Source organism: Nodosilinea sp. LEGE 07088 (assembly GCF_015207395.1).
Classification (GTDB): domain Bacteria; phylum Cyanobacteriota; class Cyanobacteriia; order Phormidesmidales; family Phormidesmidaceae; genus Nodosilinea.
This window is the reverse complement of record NZ_JADEWX010000150.1, coordinates 1-14,970: the sequence shown is the minus strand read 5'-3', so window position 1 is coordinate 14,970 and position 14,970 is coordinate 1. Positions and strand designations below refer to the sequence as shown.

Below are 14,970 nucleotides of genomic sequence, written 5' to 3'. Positions count from 1 at the left end.
CCTCTCCCCTGCCCCAATGCGTAACACTGCCACGGCGAGACGGTATTAACCCTCCTCCTCACCACCGCGCTGAAACCACCAAAACCGCTGCCACCAATCAGCAGGCTCGTCTTTGGGGCCATCGTGCTCGGTGGGGCGATCGCTGGGGCCATCGACCACCAGGCTGCCCACGTAGTCAGCATCGGCATAGACGCGATCGATCTGCTGGCGAATCTCGACCATGTCGGCTTCCGACACCACGCCGTTGCTGGTGGCCTTGTAAAACTGCACCGTCACCCGAATTGGGTAGTCGGGGTCGCGCTCGATGGCCATGCCGTCAATTTCGGTAAAGGGGCCTTCTACCGCGCCGTGGCCGATCACCGCCGCTTCCACATCGCTGCCGACGCGACTGGCTTGCGGGGCCGCCGGGGCCAGGGCCGCTTCCTCGTCCATCATTGACCAGTTCTGTCGAACGTTGCGCTGCTTCAGCGGCACCTGAATCAGCAGCACCAGGTTGAGCCCTTCACTGTTTTCCTCGACGGCTTCGCCACCGGGGCGGGGGCTATCTGGGTTTTCGGTCTGGCCCGTTGGTTGATCGGTCTGAAAGTCGCTCAGACGCTGACCGGTGAGGCTGGCCCGTTCGCCATTTTTGTTGAAGAACAATCGCTGGCCCCAGGTTTGCCCGGCCTCAAAGCCGTCGCGCTGGTTGTCGATCACGGTAGCGCTGGTGCCCTCGCGGGTGGCCAACAGCGTCAGCACCGCCGGGTCGCCGGGTCGCGACTGGTAGTTAAACAGCACCGGGTTAAAGGTGGCTAGCCCCTCCTGGGGAATGGGTAAAAAGCAGGCCTGGGCGCTGACGAGGACGTGGCTGTCGCGGCGGGGGGCGAGGAGCGATCGCACCCGCCCCGGCCAGGAGTCAGGCTCGTGCAAATAGCCCCGCAGGTCGCCCAGTACCTCGTTTAGCGGCACCCGTCGCAAGTCTTCGCCCGCCTCATTGCCCACCAGCACAAAGAAATCTTCCAGGGGAATGTCGGCGCTGATATCTGCAAAATTGGGATGGCGAATCACGGGCATCAGGTGGAGTTGATAGTCGCCACTGTCGGGGTCTTGCTGCTGCACCTGAATGGTCATATCGCTGATGTTGGGGCCAACCGATGAGCCATAGAAGCGCCCGGTGTCTTCCCAGGTAACGTTGAGCACGTTGAGGTCAAGCGATTCGGCCAGTTGACGGGCGATGGGGTCAGAGATCATGGCCTGGGTGCGCTCAATCACCTGGCGATAGCGGTTGTAGTGGTGGCGCTGCACAATCGGCGGCATCGGGGATGGCTCTGGTACTGAAGTCTGTGCGGGAGCGTCAGGCTCGCCGACCTCAAGCCCAGGGCCAATTTGTCCGAGGGCTATGCCGCCGCCCAGGGCGATGGGCAAAGCACTGCTAGCGGCGACTACACCCAGGGGTAACCAATGGCTCAGGTTGCGGATCATGTTCAGGCTCCTCTCAGCTCTATGGCCCTAACCTACGCAGTCTGAGGGGGTTTACCGGGTCGGTTACCAAAACTGAAACTTCAAGCCCGCGATCGCCCTGGGGTGAGCTATCAGTCGGGCAACCAATCTTCCGCCACTACTAGATCTAGAGAATATGGACAGACATCTGGAAATGCCGAGATTTCTATACGAGTTTGCTTGGCGGCTTGGCGACGTGCGCGTTGATAACTCTCTTCCAGCTTTTCTGCGGGATAACTTCTCAGGCTGGGACTATCTTCAATGGCCAACTCAATCTGGGTACGCGCATCAGTAATGGAATCTAGCCAACTATCTGAGCGACGCTGAGGTTGATATTGCCATTTGAGCAGATGCAGTAGAAGGCGAGTTAGCTGGCTAGCAATCCCTCGCCGCTCGCTCTTACCCAAATCCTCAACCTCTTCAATGAGATGCGCTACATCAATCTCATGCCAGCGGCCCTCGCGCAACAACTGAGCTGTTTGGGCAACCCACCTATTAAAGTCTGCTAAGTCTGTCTCACTCACGATTTGGTGTCAAAGTAATATAAAGCTATAGGCTCTAATCTCTTGATAATAGCGCTCGATGCGTAGATTGCATTCCAAATATTGGCCTGTAGGCAACAGCACAATTATGTCCCATTCAAAAAATAGACCAGCTAACGTTCCCAACCGGCGGCGGCAGATAACCTAGAACTTAGCACCAGTGGCTCTCGTCCGTCCGCTGCGTTGGGGTTGTTGTGCTGCACGCTTAGGTGATTATTAGGAGCCTCCGGCTTCGATGACTTGCCCCGGTGCAATTGTGCTCAATACACTACGAACATCAGGTATCAAAGGCACTAAATCTGGTAATCGATTACTGCGTGCTACAAGAACAATGACTGCCACTCCAGCTTGCTGTAAGTTCTGCTGATATCGCAAATTCTGATCTGTGGTGAGTAGAATCGTAAAACCTTCTTGACTCATGAGTCCCAATAACTCACCATTCTTTTTGCCTGACCACCCCATCTCAACAACTGTGCGTATCTCGTAATCAGCCAGTTCACGCTTGAGAGGTCGTGGGACGCATTCATCAAGCAGGATTCGCATAAGCTGTCAGCATTTCCTTTGCTAACTCAAGAGCTGCGATCGCTTGCTCACGACGAACACTTGGAAAATGATCTAAGAATTCATTGAGTGGATCACCTGCTTCGAGATAATCGAGTAACGTTTTCACTGGCACACGAGTTCCAACAAAAACAGGGGTTCCTCCCAGGATGTCAGGGTCACTATGAATCACAGACGCTGCGGTTGTCATATCAGCTATCCAATAGCAGGAATCTCTTTGATCTTAGCCTACAATTTCTGCTCAAAACGCCTGTCAGAGGCGATTGCCTAATGCCAATGCGGCTCTCAAGCCTGACATTACGAACAGATGCGCTTCCGGCACGGTCATCACTGAGGACTAAGCAGCACAACGTTCCTGGTCAGCGGCTGTGATTACCTTCATTCAAGAACCGATGAGAATCAAGCCAGTCCGCTGCACCAGGATTGTGTACGCCCAGCATGGGCGTGAACTAATGGGGTGAAAGTCCCCTGTGGGAGAACCAGCCATCCAAATGCTCGAAAGTCATAGGAGTCGAGAGATGGACAACCACTAGCTTAAGGCAAGGGCGTTTCCGTGAGGAAGGGTCTGAAGGAAGCCAGCGGCAAAGATGCGGGCCGACGAACAGAAACGTCATAGAAGGCCGAGTTCCTGGGGCGAGTTGGCACAACACAACGAAGCCTTTTGGTTCAGGGGATACGGTAAATGACGCGGTGGCGCATTGACAGTTCACGGTCTTATCTGGGGAGGTCTGCCCTTTTGGCAGTCTAGAGCGCTATGGGAGTCTGACTGAGGTCTGGCGGGAAACGGCCAGGACGCCACAGAACCCTAAGGCACCAAGGGCGGCCCAGTGTTTGGCAACAACCGACGCCGGGGGCAGAAGTCAGCCGAGGCCATAGTAGCCAAACGCTGGCCTGTAATGGGCCAGACAAGGTGAAGGGCCGAACTTAACCAAAACCAAGGAGGAGCCATGACAAACTCAGCCGATTTGATGAACCCGTCTGGGGGAGAACCGGACTGGCGTGGAAGCATGCCGCCAGCCTTAGAGACGAATCTGATGGAGCGAGTACTGGCCTCAGAGAATCTGCACCGAGCGTGGAAGCAAGTGAAGTCCAATCAGGGTGCCCCCGGCATAGACGGGATGGTGCTGGACGACTTTGCGGCCTACGCCCGACTTCACTGGGCCGAGATTCGCCAATCCTTACAAGATGGCAGTTACCGCCCCGCTCCTGTGCGACGGGTCGTCATCCCCAAGCCAGGGGGGAAGGGCGAGCGCTTGTTGGGCGTGCCCACAGTCCTAGACCGGGTAATTCAACAAGCCATCTCACAAGTGCTGACGCCAATGTTTGACCCGGAGTTTTCCGAGTTTAGCTTTGGCTGTCGCCCCAAACGCAGTGCCCACGGCGCGATTAAACAGGTGAAGGACTACGTCAAGCAAGGATATCGGGTGGTGGTGGATTTGGACATGGAAAAGTTCTTCGACACCGTGAACCACGATGTTCTGATGGCGAGGGTCGCCCGCAAGGTGCGGGATAAGACCTTGCTAGCCTTGATAGGTCGATACCTGCGAGCCGGGGTAATGGTCGAGGGCGTGGTTCAGACAACGGAGTGGGGAACACCGCAAGGCTCTCCCCTGTCGCCGTTGCTCGCTAACATCCTGCTGGATGACCTCGACCAGGAGTTGGAGCGTCGGGGACACTGTTTTGCCCGCTATGTGGACGACCTGGTTATTCTGGTCAAAACACCGCGTGCGGGACAGCGGGTGATGGCGAGCGTGACTCGCTATCTGACCCAGGTGCTACGACTAAAGGTGAATCCGCAGAAAAGTCGGGTCTGTCGGATTGAGCAATTGGAGTACTTGGGCTTTACGTTCCAGGGAATCCGTATTGTTTGGTCAGAACGAGCCTTCCAAGACTTCAAGCACCGGTTGCGGGGGTTAACGTCGCGGCGATGGCGCGTGTCGATGGAATACCGGCTAAAGCGGATCAGCCTCTATCTGCGGGGTTGGATGGGCTACTTTAGGATTTCCCAACGCTATGGGCCAATTCCTGAGTTAGATGGGTGGCTAAGGCGTCGAATCCGGATGTGTTACTGGAAACAGTGGCGCAGACCGAGGACGCGCATTGGCAACCTGCTCAAGCTGGGAACCCCGAGACAACATGCCTTCTCGACGGGCTTAAGTCGGAAGGGCTATTGGCGGTTGTCGCGGACCTTGGCGACGCAGACGGGGATGACCAATGAGTGGTTAGCACAACAGGGATTGCTCTCGATTCGTGACCTCTGGATGAAAGCCCAGGGGTACGATGAGAAGTCTGCCAATTCATCTAGCAGTTAGGTTGAGAACCGCCCATTGCGGAGCCGCACGATGGGTGGTGTGGGAGGGGGGATTCGTGAGGATTCTCCCTATCCCGATTAGGCATCGTCTTAGACGTGGTGATGCGTGAAGCAGTAGAAAAACCTCCCGACCAACCATGCCATTGCCGATGACGGCACATACCCGAAAGCGTACCGCATCTGGTCAGGGCCAAAGGCATCGATGTTGGCTAGTCCCATTGATGTTGTCGAGCTTCATCGACTATCCCTTGAGCCTCTTCAAGGGGAATATCATAGCGGGCGCTCAATAGTTGAGGAATGCAATCGCAGTCGCGATTGGGATTCACAGCTGGTTGGTGGGAATAAGCCGGCAGGGCAATATTACATAGGAAAGGCGAAGGTTTCGCCTTTAATAATTGAAACGGTTCAAGATTTAGAACTTCTCGTGAATTGATAAAAAATAACAAGGCACCGCTGAGATTAGCATCGCTCAGGTTGGCATCGCTCAATAGGGTGCAGTTGAGGTCAGCACCGCTGAGGTTGGCATACCTAAGGTCAGCGCCGCTGAGGTTGGCATACCTAAGGTCAGCGCCGCTGAGGTTGGCATGCCTAAGCCCCGCACCGCTGAGGTTGGCACCGTTGAGGTTGGCATTGATGAGGTTAGCCCCATTGAGGTTGGCCTCACTGAGGTCGGCCCCGCTGAGGTTGGCCCCGCTGAAGTTGGTCCCATTGAGGTCAACCCCGCCGAAGTCAACCCCGTTGAGGTCGGCCCCGCCGAAGTCGGCCCCGCTGAGGTCTGGGGTCTCTGCATTGCTTTTGGCCCTGCGGGAATTGAGCAACAGTAAGACTCCACCAGCAACCGCCGCGATCACGCCAAGATCGCTGGTCGGGGTTTCACGATGGGGATCAGCGAGGGTTGCTCTTTCGCCGTGGGATAGGCGATCGCTATTTGGATGAAGTCTACGCTCAGGAAGTAACCAAAGCCACCACACCATCCAGAGAAAGACTGGCGTGGCGATCGCTCCAATCACCCCCCACTTATAGATCTGTCTTTTTGACGGCCACTGCTTGAATCGCTCCCCCATCTTGAAACTCTCTCAACGCTGAGCCCATTATTACGTCCCTGATTGGGGAGAGCTCTAATCTTTATATACGCTTAAACACCCTATTTATGCCAAGGTGAGCAGGCACCCCTTGGCATGTTCCAGGCAGCAGGTTGATTCCCCTATCATGCCTAACGTTCCCACTCACCGGACGCAGATCCCCTTTGCATCTCAGCGACAACTTGGTTTGGTTCCGGGTCAGCGGGGTTGTTAGCTGGCGTTTCTAGAGATATAAAACTGTTCGTAAACCCTCGTCTATTTCCTCCTGTAGATAGTCTGGTAGCGAACCAATACGTTCAACTAAAAACGTCTTATCAAGCGTGAAAATTTGAGAGACATTTGCAACGGATTCTCTTGACAAACCCGATACTCCGCGAGGCAATAGTACATTGCCCGGTGCTTCCGCCAACTGAATGTTTGAAGTGATCATGACGACGATAACTGTGCTAATCCGGCTCTGGGTAAAAGTGTCATTCTGAATCACCAAGATGGGACGGCGATATCCTGGTTCTGAACCGGCTGGGTCGGGTAAGTTTGCCCACCAAATTTCTCCCCGATGCATCACCAATCCTCGTGAGGCGAAGACATAAACTGCATCCTTGCCATCACTGGATCGAGTTCAGAGGACTCTCTAGCGTAAACTTGGTTCAATTTAAGCAAAATTTGATCACGGTTGTACCTTTTCAAATATGCCTGCAACGCTTTTGTGTAAAGCTCACTGCGCGACACCCCTAACTGCCGAGCAAGTGCTTCTGCCTGTTCAAAAACTGGATCTGGAAGCGAAATTGCAGTTTTCATGATGCCTTTAGCTTAAAGCTCTACCCCTTGGTTATACCTCAGTTATACCAGGACTGCAAGAACTAACACACTCAGATACCAGCAGATAGCTCTTCTGTACGTCCCAAGCAAAAAAACGGAGCCAACGGTGAAGCTATGCGGCGGTAGATAACCTTGAACTTTTATTGACAGCTTCTGTTCCGTCCGCACCAACGCAAAGTTAGCTGGCTGTATCTGGAAAATAAAAATGCGATCAATAGCAGCACCATATCGGCACGCAGGTATGTTAATTCAAAGTTTGTGCTTGTTCCGTTAACCAAGCCACAAACTTAAGAATCAGATCCTCTTTTGGATGCATTTTGAGATGGACGACTGAGTAGGTCAAACCCGGTAACGCCATTTCAAATAGCTTGATTAAGAAGCCCATTGCAAAATCGTCATAGACATGGATGCTGCTGCATAAGGCGATTCCTTGTCCCGCGATCGCCGCTTGAATCGCCAAACTTTCGTCGTCAAATTTCAATCCTTTGTTTGGGTCGATGTCGTTGAGCCCTGCTAGCGTCAACCAGTTTTCCCAACTGGGAGCCTCGGAGCCATAGTTCAGCCACTCAAAATGAATTAGGGAATGATGGGCCAAATCTGCTGGCGTAGACAATGACTGCCCATCGGACAGCAACCTCGGACTACAGACCGGAGTAAATTCATCCGTCATCAGGCGATGCACCTGCAATCCGGGATAATCCCCTTGGCCATAGCGAATCGCCATGTCCACTGTGCGGGCCTGCAAATCGACGGCTGTATGGGATGTTTGCAATCGAACATCGATGTCCGGGTACCGCTGCTGAAAGTCAGGTAAGCGCGGCACGAGCCATTTGGCCGCAAAGACATTCAGCACACTCACAGTAAGGTCGGTTGGGGTGTTGGTTTGCTTCAGGCGGGCGATCGCGGCCGCCAGCATGTCCAAACTCTCTTGAACGGAGGGAAAAAGCCGCTCTCCAGCAGTGGTCAGCGCCAACGGGCGGGGACGCCGCCGAAAGAGCAACACCCCCAACTCTTTTTCTAGCAACTTGATTTGGTGACTCACCGCTGTCGAGGTGACATCCAGTTCATCTGCTGCTTTTTGAAAGCTGAGATGTCGCGCTACCGCCTCGAACACTTGCAACGCATTAAGGGAACAGAGCTCTCGCATCAGGACTGTCTTCACGCCTCAATATAGATGAATTTTCCTCATCTTAGCTTGAGTAAATTAACTTTGCATATTCCTTGAGGCCCTTGCTATCTTTTAATCAAGGTAGAGGAAACACATCCGAAACACTAAGGAAAGCTGAGTTTTTCTCAATTTTCAGTTTTCTCAGGATTGCCTTTCAGTCTTTCTCAAATTGGTCAGCCTCCCAGGCGGCGATGGTGCCATCGTCGAGCGGGAACCTCTGCCCAATTTTGAAACTGAGGCTCGGAAAAGACCGCTGCTGGCTCACTTTTCACTGACCCAAATTCACATTTTAAGGAGTAAACCCATGTCTAATTCACTCACCATTGGCGGTACCGCAAACTTCCGGGCGATCGACGAAACTAGCTTTTCGGTAGCGATGACCGGCACTTTTGACGGTGGTGTTTATGCCAAGGTTGTCGGTTCTGAGCAATTGCCCGATGGCAAGATCCGCTATGACCTGCGCCACTATTTCACCGCTGATGATGGCAGCTATGTCAATACCCAAGACAAACTGATCCAAACTCCTGTTGAAGGCGATTTTTACCTCGCCCAAACTGAATACACTGTGGTTGAAGCGAGTGGAAGATTCGCAGGTTTGACCGGCTCCTTTAAAAGCTGGGGCGCAGTGAACTACGGCACTGGCCTTGGAGTGCTGCGCTTTGAAGGTGAACTGAATCGCTAGTTGCCTGTGATGAAGCGAGGGGTTTGGTGCGAGCGCCCATCTGACGTATCCCTCGCTCCATCACAGTAATTTTGGGTCCAAAACTTCTCATAAACCTGATGAAATTTGCTTGAATACAATGATTAATTCGCTTCAACTTTCCCAACCATTTCTCGGTGATATTGTCGAAATTTGCATTGTCACTCGTGACCACCAAAGGACAATGGCAGGGCTGGTCAAACTCGGCATTGGCCCTTGGCGCATCTACACTTTTGACGAAACCACTGTTGCCGAGCAAACCTATCGTGGTAAATCGGCAAAATATGCCATCAAAGTCTGTTTTGCTAAGGCTAAAAACGTGATTTGGGAGATTATGCAGCCATTGTCAGGCTCAACCATCTTCCAGGAGTTTTTAGATCGTCATGATGAAGGCATTCATCACATTGCTTTTAACTGTGATGACAGACCCTGGGAAGCACGCATTCAGGAATTCAAATCTAGGGGATTTCATTTAATTCAATCTGGCATTTGGATGGGGCAAAATGCGTTCGCCTTCTTCGACACAGAGTCCGAAACTACAACAGTTTTTGAGACTTATTGCTTTCCCACCGACTTTATATATCCAGAGCCAGAAGCCTGGTTTCCAGCTAATCCCCTTTCTTAACTCACCGTTTTTTAGTTGCTCGTAGGGCATTAATCATGCTTGACTTTTATTTTTGGCCCACTCCCAATGGCTATAAGCCCCTAATTTTTCTTGAAGAAGTTGGGCTCGACTATCGAATTAAACCCGTTAACATCATGGCAGGCGATCAGTTCCGGCCTGAGTTCCTCAAAATTTCGCCCAACAATCGGATGCCTGCCATTGTTGATGGCGATAGAACCCTGTTTGAATCTGGCGCTATCCTGCTTTATTTATCTGAAAAAACAAAGCAGTTTTTACCTCCAAAAGATACTGCCCGATACGAGGTGGTGCAGTGGCTGATGTGGCAAATGGGCGGCCTCGGCCCCATGATGGGGCAGGCAAACTACTTCATTAAATACGCCGAATTGGACATTCCCTACGCCAAGAACCGCTATTTCAAGGAAACCGAGCGACTGCTTGGAGTCCTGAACAAGCAACTTAACGACAAGGACTACATCGTCGGGGGATACAGTATTGCCGATATGGCAGTGTATCCCTGGGCGCTAGAAGCGGATGATTTGTCGGTGGACCTGTCGAAATTTCCCCATATCGCTGATTGGCTGACGCGGATGGGCGATCGCCCTGCGATAAAACGGGCTTATGCGATCGGTGAACCTATTGCTGCCAACGTCAAGGTGGATGCCGATGCCAAAGCAATTCTGTTTGGCACCGCGAAATAGCAAGTCTCCAATCTTCTAAACATGAGGACACCTAACCATGAAAACCATTCTGCAAATTGATGCCAGTGCTCGCGTCACTCGTTCCCTTAGTCGTGGGCTGACCACCGCGTTTGTGGAGCACTGGCAAAAGACCCGTCCCCATGACACCTGGCTCAAACGCGATGTGGGGCTCAATCCGCCGTCTGCGATCAGTGAAGATTGGATCGCCGCTGCCTTTAAGCCAGACGATCAGCGGACTCCTGAACACGTTGCGGCCCTGCAAGAATCTGATGAGCTATTAGCAGAGCTAGAGCCCGCCGACGTCATCGTCATCGGCACGCCGATGTACAACTACAGCATGCCGTCGGCGCTCAAAGCCTGGATCGATCAAGTGATTCGCATTGGCCGTACCTTTTCTTTTGATCTAACGCGGGGAGAACAGCCGGTTGAGCCCATTCAAACGGGCAAAATTCTGGTCATTTTGACCGCCTCTGGAGAGGGGGGGTTTGAGGTTGGTGGCGTACATGCTGCACAGAACCATCTGGATACGGCAATCGTTACAGCTTCACGATTGCTGGGGGTCAGCGAGCATCACGTTATTCGGGTTGAATATCAGGAGTTTGGGGGCGATCGCCATCAACAGTCAATAAAAGCAGCACACGCAGCTATTCCTAAACTCGTTCAGCAGTTAAATCACAAACTTGGAATCTGATCATGGATCCCCTTAAAGGATTTGGGCAACAGAAGCATCAGATTATCTTCTGAATGCTTTCGGACAAGTGAGCAACTGGCGGGATAAGTGCAAATTCACCGAGCGGAGCCAGCTAACGACCTTGCTCACCGGACGCAGATAACCTTTGCAACGCAACAGTAGCTTAGATTCGTTCCGGTGCAGCAGGATTGTTGGGCTGCTAGTCCTCTCATGCCACTGATGTATTACATTCCGCGATGTTGCCCATGTGGAAACCTATGGAACAACTACAATATCATGAGCGCCCCGCACGACATCGATTTTATAACTCGAACGCTCCAGTCGTGGATGGTTCCCTGAAATTACGTTCCAGAATTCGATCGCGCCCGTTTTTGGGTTAGCTTCACGATGGTGATAGATCACTACTGCCAATGATTTTCCAGTTGCGTCAAAGGCTACTTGTTCCGGCAAGAGTCCCTCAAAGCCATACTCGCTAACCGTTGTCAGTTGTCCAGATGTGCGGTCAAACTTGACTAGCGATAGGGAGCTGTAAGGTTTGCCGCGCCAGACTGGAGGCAAAGTGCTGAGATAAGTGCGGCGCAGGTTTACGGTAACAACGAGTGTGTTATCAGGACTCAGCGCAAATCCTTCAGAGCCAAGTCCTACTTCAGTTCTCGAAACGACAGCCGGAGGCTCGCTAGTTTCAGGAGCAAAGCGAATTGAGATCATTTCACCTTTGGGGTTTAACAAATAGTTCAATGCCCGCAGTCCATACATCCGCCACTTTAGATCGGGCACCAGAAAAAACTGTCCATCTGCGCTAAAACGTCCATTACTGAGATGATTCCCCACAACCAGGGGGCGATCGTAAAGTTCCAGTCGAATACCGCTGTTGTTCTGAATCACATTGTAGAAGGCAACGAAAGAGTTGTATGAACCCTCAGAACCATCACTGGTGGTAGTGATTGCCAGAAAGCGTCCAGAAGGGTGCCAGACAACCGATCCTGGAACTGCTGAGCGAGAAAAGTCTTTGGCGATCGCAAAGTTATCGCGTTCTCCCAAGGTTCCATCGGGCTGAATCTGGAAAATTGCCAATTCCCGATCTGGCTCTTCTGAAGTCACTGCTAAAAATTTACCATCGGGACTGATACTCAGCGTTTTTGGATTTCTTCCCACGACCACAGTTTGTAGAACCTTTGGCTGTTGCAGATTGGCGATATTTACGACGGTAATTCGCTCACCCGGCGGCATCTGGTCAATCGATTCAAATGCTTGAATTCCATCAGCAGGACGCGATCGCACCTCCGATACATAGGCCCACTGCTTACTGGGAGAGACGGCAATATTTTGGGGCCACGACATCACCGAATTAGAAACTTGGACGGGTATAACCCCAGGTTTCGTAGCATCAAGCGGCAGTTCCACAAGGGTAAGCGTATCTTCAATGCCAGCGACGCGATGCAGTTGAGCATCGGCATAGGCAGTTGCCACCATATCAGCATCAGAAGCAACCAGTAAAGCACGTCCACGGAAATTAGGGGGTTGATCTGATTGAGCGACGGGTGCAATTCCCACGGGTTCAATCAGTTGCAATAGACCATAGCTGGTCAGTATCAGGAATATCCCCAACACTACCCAGACCAAAAACTTGAGCCACTTCAATTTCATCAGTTTCATGATCATCTGCATCGAATCAGCCTTCCACCTTTCTTAAGGAGCCTTAACTTAGAGTAGGCTGGAGTAATCATGATTGTCCAAGTCATTTCTGACACTAAACTAATAACTCAGAGTTATTAATGGAATTCCAACAGCTTCGCTACTTCGTTATGGTTGCCGAAGAACTCCACTTCGGACGCGCCGCCGATCGCTTACACATTACGCAGCCCGCCTTGAGTAAGCAAATTGCCAAGTTAGAAAAAGAGATAGGTGTGATATTACTCATTCGCACCAAACGCACAGTACAACTCACCAGTGCTGGACAAGTATTGCTAGAGCAAGCCAAACAACTGCTGTTCCAGACAGATGCAGCCGTTCAACTCACTAGGCGCACAGCTCATGGCGAGGTAGGGCATCTGACCATCGGGTTCACAGAAACCGCAACTCACACGGTGCTACCAAAACTGATACAGGTCTTCCGCCGCACCCATCCCAATGTCGAACTCACAATGCTGGAACTTTCTACCGAGGCACAAGTTGCGGCATTAAATGACGACAAGATCGATCTTGCCTTTTTGCATCCTCCCATTGATCAGCGTGGCTTGGATTTGCACCCAATTCTAGAAGCAAACTTTGTTGTTGTGTTGCCACAACAGCATCCATTATTACAGTACGAAAGGATTGTGCCAGAAGCTTTAACAGACGAATCGTTTATTATCCATCCTCGCAAAGAGGGTCCTAATCTCTACGATGGGTTTATCCAAATTTGTCAAGCAGCAGGATTTCAACCTAAGATTGTCAAAGAATCTATCTCTTTACAAACGCGAATCTGTCTGGTTGTCGCAGGCTTAGGGATTACGTTTGCCCCTGAAAATTTGCAGTTTTTGGTTGGCAATGAAGTAGTTTGTAAACCCCTGGAAAATTGCCCAATTCGCCTAAAATTTGCAGCAGCCTGGCGGCAAAGCTCTGCTAGCTCAACATTACGGGAGTTCTTAAAAATTATGCAGGAACAACTTTAGTACATCATCAACTTAGGATGACCTAAAAGTCTTGCTGAAACAAGTTGCAAATACGAGTTAACCCGTGACTTAAGCAGCCCAACGTTCTGTTTCACCCGTCGCTAGTAACCTTCGCTCTCAACCAACCAACTCAATACGGTCGGTGTGCAAGCGGATTGTTAGCCTGTTGTTGAGCCGCAGTTCAATGATCGAACCAAAATACCAACCGGATTTGTGAAGGATCTCCATACTGTTTCAAATTTTCCAGCATTTCAAAGAAATCTGTTTCAACTGCGTCAGCGTATGTGGCGGTCCATCGAACAATAACGCCATCTCTCATGACTACGCTGTAACTTGTTGGAATGTCTTTAGGCCACTGACGAAATGGAAACGGCTCATTCTCATTAAAAAGATGGGCTGCGCGTGCATCTACCATAGCCTCGTAACGCATAACTTTGCCGTGCCAGTCAAATCGCAGGACTTCTGATAACAGTAGCCAACTTGGACCTGAAACGCCGCTATCCTTGCCATCTCCAAACTCCCACTCTTTCAGCAAATCGCGAAGTTCTGGGCTTAAATCCTCTGGCAAACCACGAGGAGGGGAAATAACCTCAAATTTTTGATTGTCAAGCGTGTGCCCGTTTGGGTTGCTTACATCGGCAAGGATGCTGAATAAATCGCAATTACGGCTAGCATATAGCTCAACAGGCTTTAGCAATTGTGTGTTTAGCTTTCCTTCTGGATAGTATCGAGAGTTTTCTTCCGATTCGAGCAAAAGGTGCCAACTATCTTTCCTCTTGATCTCGGCATACAAACAAATGTCGGTTCCCATATGCCACCCATCTGAAAGCTACCACATTCGACCAAGTTCCGCACGGCAGTCGGGTAAAGGAGGAGGTTTTGTACATAGCCCCCTCCCTCCCCTCAGAACCGTGCATACGACTTTCACCGTACACGGCTCAAGCAACGTCTTGAGATTCAGTGTCCTCGATTCTTAACAACCCTTACGGATTGTCCTGACGGTTACGTTTACAAACCGAAGCCTGTACCTAACTTTTCCCGCCAGTTAAGTCTCATATCACCTGCAGTCAAGACTATCACCTGTCCCACGTCTGCACCCTTTCGGGTTAGGCACTAGCCCTATCTGTCCCGTTATGGATTCCGGGTGCCTTTCGGCTGGCAGCATTCGCGTCTTGGGACATCCTGTACCCACTAGAGGGTTAAGCTTTGGTTGCCCATCGCTTACCTGAATCTGAAGGCAGAGTCAGGACTCTATCGGGGTTTCCTCGTTCCGCACGGGGTGGAGATGTGGTTGCCTTAGGACTCCTCTTTACTCCGGGGGCGGGGTGTTCTCAACCGGCATTTAGACGCTGCCAATTCCCATGTGCCCCAACATGCTCGTATCAGCCATTGCGAGCACCTAAATTAACGAAGCCTCATCAAGGATTCATTTCCATTATCCCTAGCCACCTTGCCCTAGCCCTCTTACCGAGTTTGGCTCTCAGCTTGTTGGACGCTTAACCTCGTCTGCTGATAAGTAGGCGGTTGAAATTAAATGTAAGATAGCGGGGTAGCTAGAGTGCCCCAAAATGCCCGCCCCACTACGCATCATACTAACCGAGGAAGAAGATCGGACGTTGAGCGAACTTCGAGAGGCTCAG

16 protein-coding genes are annotated in these 14,970 nt (G+C 51.5%); 6 read left to right on the top strand and 10 right to left on the bottom strand.

All coding sequences use genetic code 11. The features are described 5' to 3' along the window. Window positions 1–45 precede the first annotated feature (45 nt). From IQ254_RS23995 to IQ254_RS23980, 4 genes are all read right to left on the bottom strand, one after another. On the bottom strand, window positions 46–1,461 hold the full coding sequence (locus IQ254_RS23995) for a hypothetical protein (protein WP_193968678.1): 1,416 nt from the start codon (window positions 1,459–1,461) through the stop codon (window positions 46–48). A 110-nt stretch (window positions 1,462–1,571) separates the two neighbouring features. Continuing rightward, window positions 1,572–2,003: a DUF29 domain-containing protein gene (locus IQ254_RS23990; protein ID WP_193968677.1), complete on the bottom strand. Its 432-nt coding sequence runs from the start codon at window positions 2,001–2,003 to the stop codon at window positions 1,572–1,574. Window positions 2,004–2,237: 234 nt separating this feature from the next. Next, window positions 2,238–2,564 (bottom strand): DUF5615 family PIN-like protein, encoded by a 327-nt coding sequence (locus IQ254_RS23985; RefSeq protein WP_193968676.1) that lies wholly within the window; start codon window positions 2,562–2,564, stop codon window positions 2,238–2,240. Next, a complete protein-coding gene (locus IQ254_RS23980) occupies window positions 2,548–2,772 on the bottom strand; it encodes a DUF433 domain-containing protein (RefSeq protein WP_193968675.1) in 225 nt (74 codons plus the stop codon). The genes IQ254_RS23985 and IQ254_RS23980 overlap by 17 nt, the downstream gene beginning before the upstream one ends. Before the next feature lie 757 nt (window positions 2,773–3,529). Between IQ254_RS23980 and ltrA the strand changes: the two genes are divergently transcribed. Next, window positions 3,530–4,894, top strand: coding sequence for a group II intron reverse transcriptase/maturase (ltrA, locus tag IQ254_RS23975; RefSeq protein ID WP_228041037.1), 1,365 nt, complete (start codon window positions 3,530–3,532; stop codon window positions 4,892–4,894). A gap of 208 nt (window positions 4,895–5,102) precedes the next feature. Here the strand turns inward: ltrA and IQ254_RS23970 are convergent, their stop codons facing one another. The 4 genes from IQ254_RS23970 to gcvA all read right to left on the bottom strand — a co-directional run bounded on the left by IQ254_RS23970 (window position 5,103) and on the right by gcvA (window position 7,956). Continuing rightward, window positions 5,103–5,957, bottom strand: coding sequence for a pentapeptide repeat-containing protein (locus IQ254_RS23970; RefSeq protein ID WP_193968674.1), 855 nt, complete (start codon window positions 5,955–5,957; stop codon window positions 5,103–5,105). A 241-nt stretch (window positions 5,958–6,198) separates the two neighbouring features. Continuing rightward, on the bottom strand, window positions 6,199–6,537 hold the full coding sequence (locus IQ254_RS23965; RefSeq protein WP_228041036.1) for a type II toxin-antitoxin system PemK/MazF family toxin: 339 nt from the start codon (window positions 6,535–6,537) through the stop codon (window positions 6,199–6,201). Next, window positions 6,537–6,773 carry a CopG family transcriptional regulator gene (locus IQ254_RS23960; RefSeq protein WP_193968672.1) on the bottom strand — a complete coding sequence of 79 codons (237 nt, stop codon included), beginning with the start codon at window positions 6,771–6,773 and terminating at the stop codon, window positions 6,537–6,539. Before IQ254_RS23960 ends, IQ254_RS23965 begins: the two co-directional genes overlap by 1 nt. 265 nt (window positions 6,774–7,038) lie before the next feature. Then, the gene (gene gcvA / locus IQ254_RS23955) at window positions 7,039–7,956 is read right to left on the bottom strand and encodes a transcriptional regulator GcvA (RefSeq protein ID WP_313887548.1); all 918 of its coding nucleotides are present in this window, start codon (window positions 7,954–7,956) and stop codon (window positions 7,039–7,041) included. 310 nt (window positions 7,957–8,266) lie between these two features. Between gcvA and IQ254_RS23950 the strand changes: the two genes are divergently transcribed. From IQ254_RS23950 to IQ254_RS23935, 4 genes are all read left to right on the top strand, one after another. Next, complete coding sequence (locus IQ254_RS23950) at window positions 8,267–8,644, top strand: hypothetical protein (RefSeq protein WP_193968671.1); 378 nt, start codon at window positions 8,267–8,269, stop codon at window positions 8,642–8,644. A gap of 118 nt (window positions 8,645–8,762) precedes the next feature. Next, window positions 8,763–9,287: a VOC family protein gene (locus tag IQ254_RS23945; RefSeq protein WP_193968680.1), complete on the top strand. Its 525-nt coding sequence runs from the start codon at window positions 8,763–8,765 to the stop codon at window positions 9,285–9,287. Between the two features lie 35 nt (window positions 9,288–9,322). After that, on the top strand, window positions 9,323–9,985 hold the full coding sequence (locus IQ254_RS23940) for a glutathione S-transferase family protein (RefSeq protein ID WP_193968670.1): 663 nt from the start codon (window positions 9,323–9,325) through the stop codon (window positions 9,983–9,985). 37 nt (window positions 9,986–10,022) lie between these two features. Next, a complete protein-coding gene (locus tag IQ254_RS23935; protein WP_193968669.1) occupies window positions 10,023–10,676 on the top strand; it encodes an FMN-dependent NADH-azoreductase in 654 nt (217 codons plus the stop codon). Between the two features lie 255 nt (window positions 10,677–10,931). Here IQ254_RS23935 and IQ254_RS23930 read toward each other — a convergent pair whose 3' ends face one another. Then, window positions 10,932–12,332, bottom strand: coding sequence for a beta-propeller fold lactonase family protein (locus IQ254_RS23930; RefSeq protein ID WP_193968679.1), 1,401 nt, complete (start codon window positions 12,330–12,332; stop codon window positions 10,932–10,934). A gap of 119 nt (window positions 12,333–12,451) precedes the next feature. Here IQ254_RS23930 and IQ254_RS23925 point away from each other — a divergent pair, with 119 nt between their 5' ends. After that, the gene (locus tag IQ254_RS23925) at window positions 12,452–13,330 is read left to right on the top strand and encodes a LysR family transcriptional regulator (RefSeq protein ID WP_193968668.1); all 879 of its coding nucleotides are present in this window, start codon (window positions 12,452–12,454) and stop codon (window positions 13,328–13,330) included. 181 nt (window positions 13,331–13,511) lie between these two features. Here IQ254_RS23925 and IQ254_RS23920 read toward each other — a convergent pair whose 3' ends face one another. Further along, window positions 13,512–14,141 (bottom strand): hypothetical protein, encoded by a 630-nt coding sequence (locus IQ254_RS23920; RefSeq protein ID WP_193968667.1) that lies wholly within the window; start codon window positions 14,139–14,141, stop codon window positions 13,512–13,514. Between the last annotated feature and the right edge of the window lie 829 nt (window positions 14,142–14,970).

What these genes read in the sequence shown, in the direction of transcription:
- IQ254_RS23960 (WP_193968672.1), bottom strand. Translation starts at nt 6,773, where the DNA reads ATGAAAACTGCAATTTCGCTTCCAGATCCAGTTTTTGAACAGGCAGAA.
- IQ254_RS23935 (WP_193968669.1), top strand. Translation starts at nt 10,023, where the DNA reads ATGAAAACCATTCTGCAAATTGATGCCAGTGCTCGCGTCACTCGTTCC.
- IQ254_RS23965 (WP_228041036.1), bottom strand. Translation starts at nt 6,537, where the DNA reads ATGCATCGGGGAGAAATTTGGTGGGCAAACTTACCCGACCCAGCCGGT.
- IQ254_RS23980 (WP_193968675.1), bottom strand. Translation starts at nt 2,772, where the DNA reads ATGACAACCGCAGCGTCTGTGATTCATAGTGACCCTGACATCCTGGGA.
- IQ254_RS23940 (WP_193968670.1), top strand. Translation starts at nt 9,323, where the DNA reads ATGCTTGACTTTTATTTTTGGCCCACTCCCAATGGCTATAAGCCCCTA.
- IQ254_RS23985 (WP_193968676.1), bottom strand. Translation starts at nt 2,564, where the DNA reads ATGCGAATCCTGCTTGATGAATGCGTCCCACGACCTCTCAAGCGTGAA.
- IQ254_RS23925 (WP_193968668.1), top strand. Translation starts at nt 12,452, where the DNA reads ATGGAATTCCAACAGCTTCGCTACTTCGTTATGGTTGCCGAAGAACTC.
- IQ254_RS23950 (WP_193968671.1), top strand. Translation starts at nt 8,267, where the DNA reads ATGTCTAATTCACTCACCATTGGCGGTACCGCAAACTTCCGGGCGATC.
- ltrA (WP_228041037.1), top strand. Translation starts at nt 3,530, where the DNA reads ATGACAAACTCAGCCGATTTGATGAACCCGTCTGGGGGAGAACCGGAC.
- IQ254_RS23930 (WP_193968679.1), bottom strand. Translation starts at nt 12,332, where the DNA reads ATGAAACTGATGAAATTGAAGTGGCTCAAGTTTTTGGTCTGGGTAGTG.
- IQ254_RS23945 (WP_193968680.1), top strand. Translation starts at nt 8,763, where the DNA reads ATGATTAATTCGCTTCAACTTTCCCAACCATTTCTCGGTGATATTGTC.
- IQ254_RS23920 (WP_193968667.1), bottom strand. Translation starts at nt 14,141, where the DNA reads ATGGGAACCGACATTTGTTTGTATGCCGAGATCAAGAGGAAAGATAGT.
- IQ254_RS23995 (WP_193968678.1), bottom strand. Translation starts at nt 1,461, where the DNA reads ATGATCCGCAACCTGAGCCATTGGTTACCCCTGGGTGTAGTCGCCGCT.
- IQ254_RS23970 (WP_193968674.1), bottom strand. Translation starts at nt 5,957, where the DNA reads ATGGGGGAGCGATTCAAGCAGTGGCCGTCAAAAAGACAGATCTATAAG.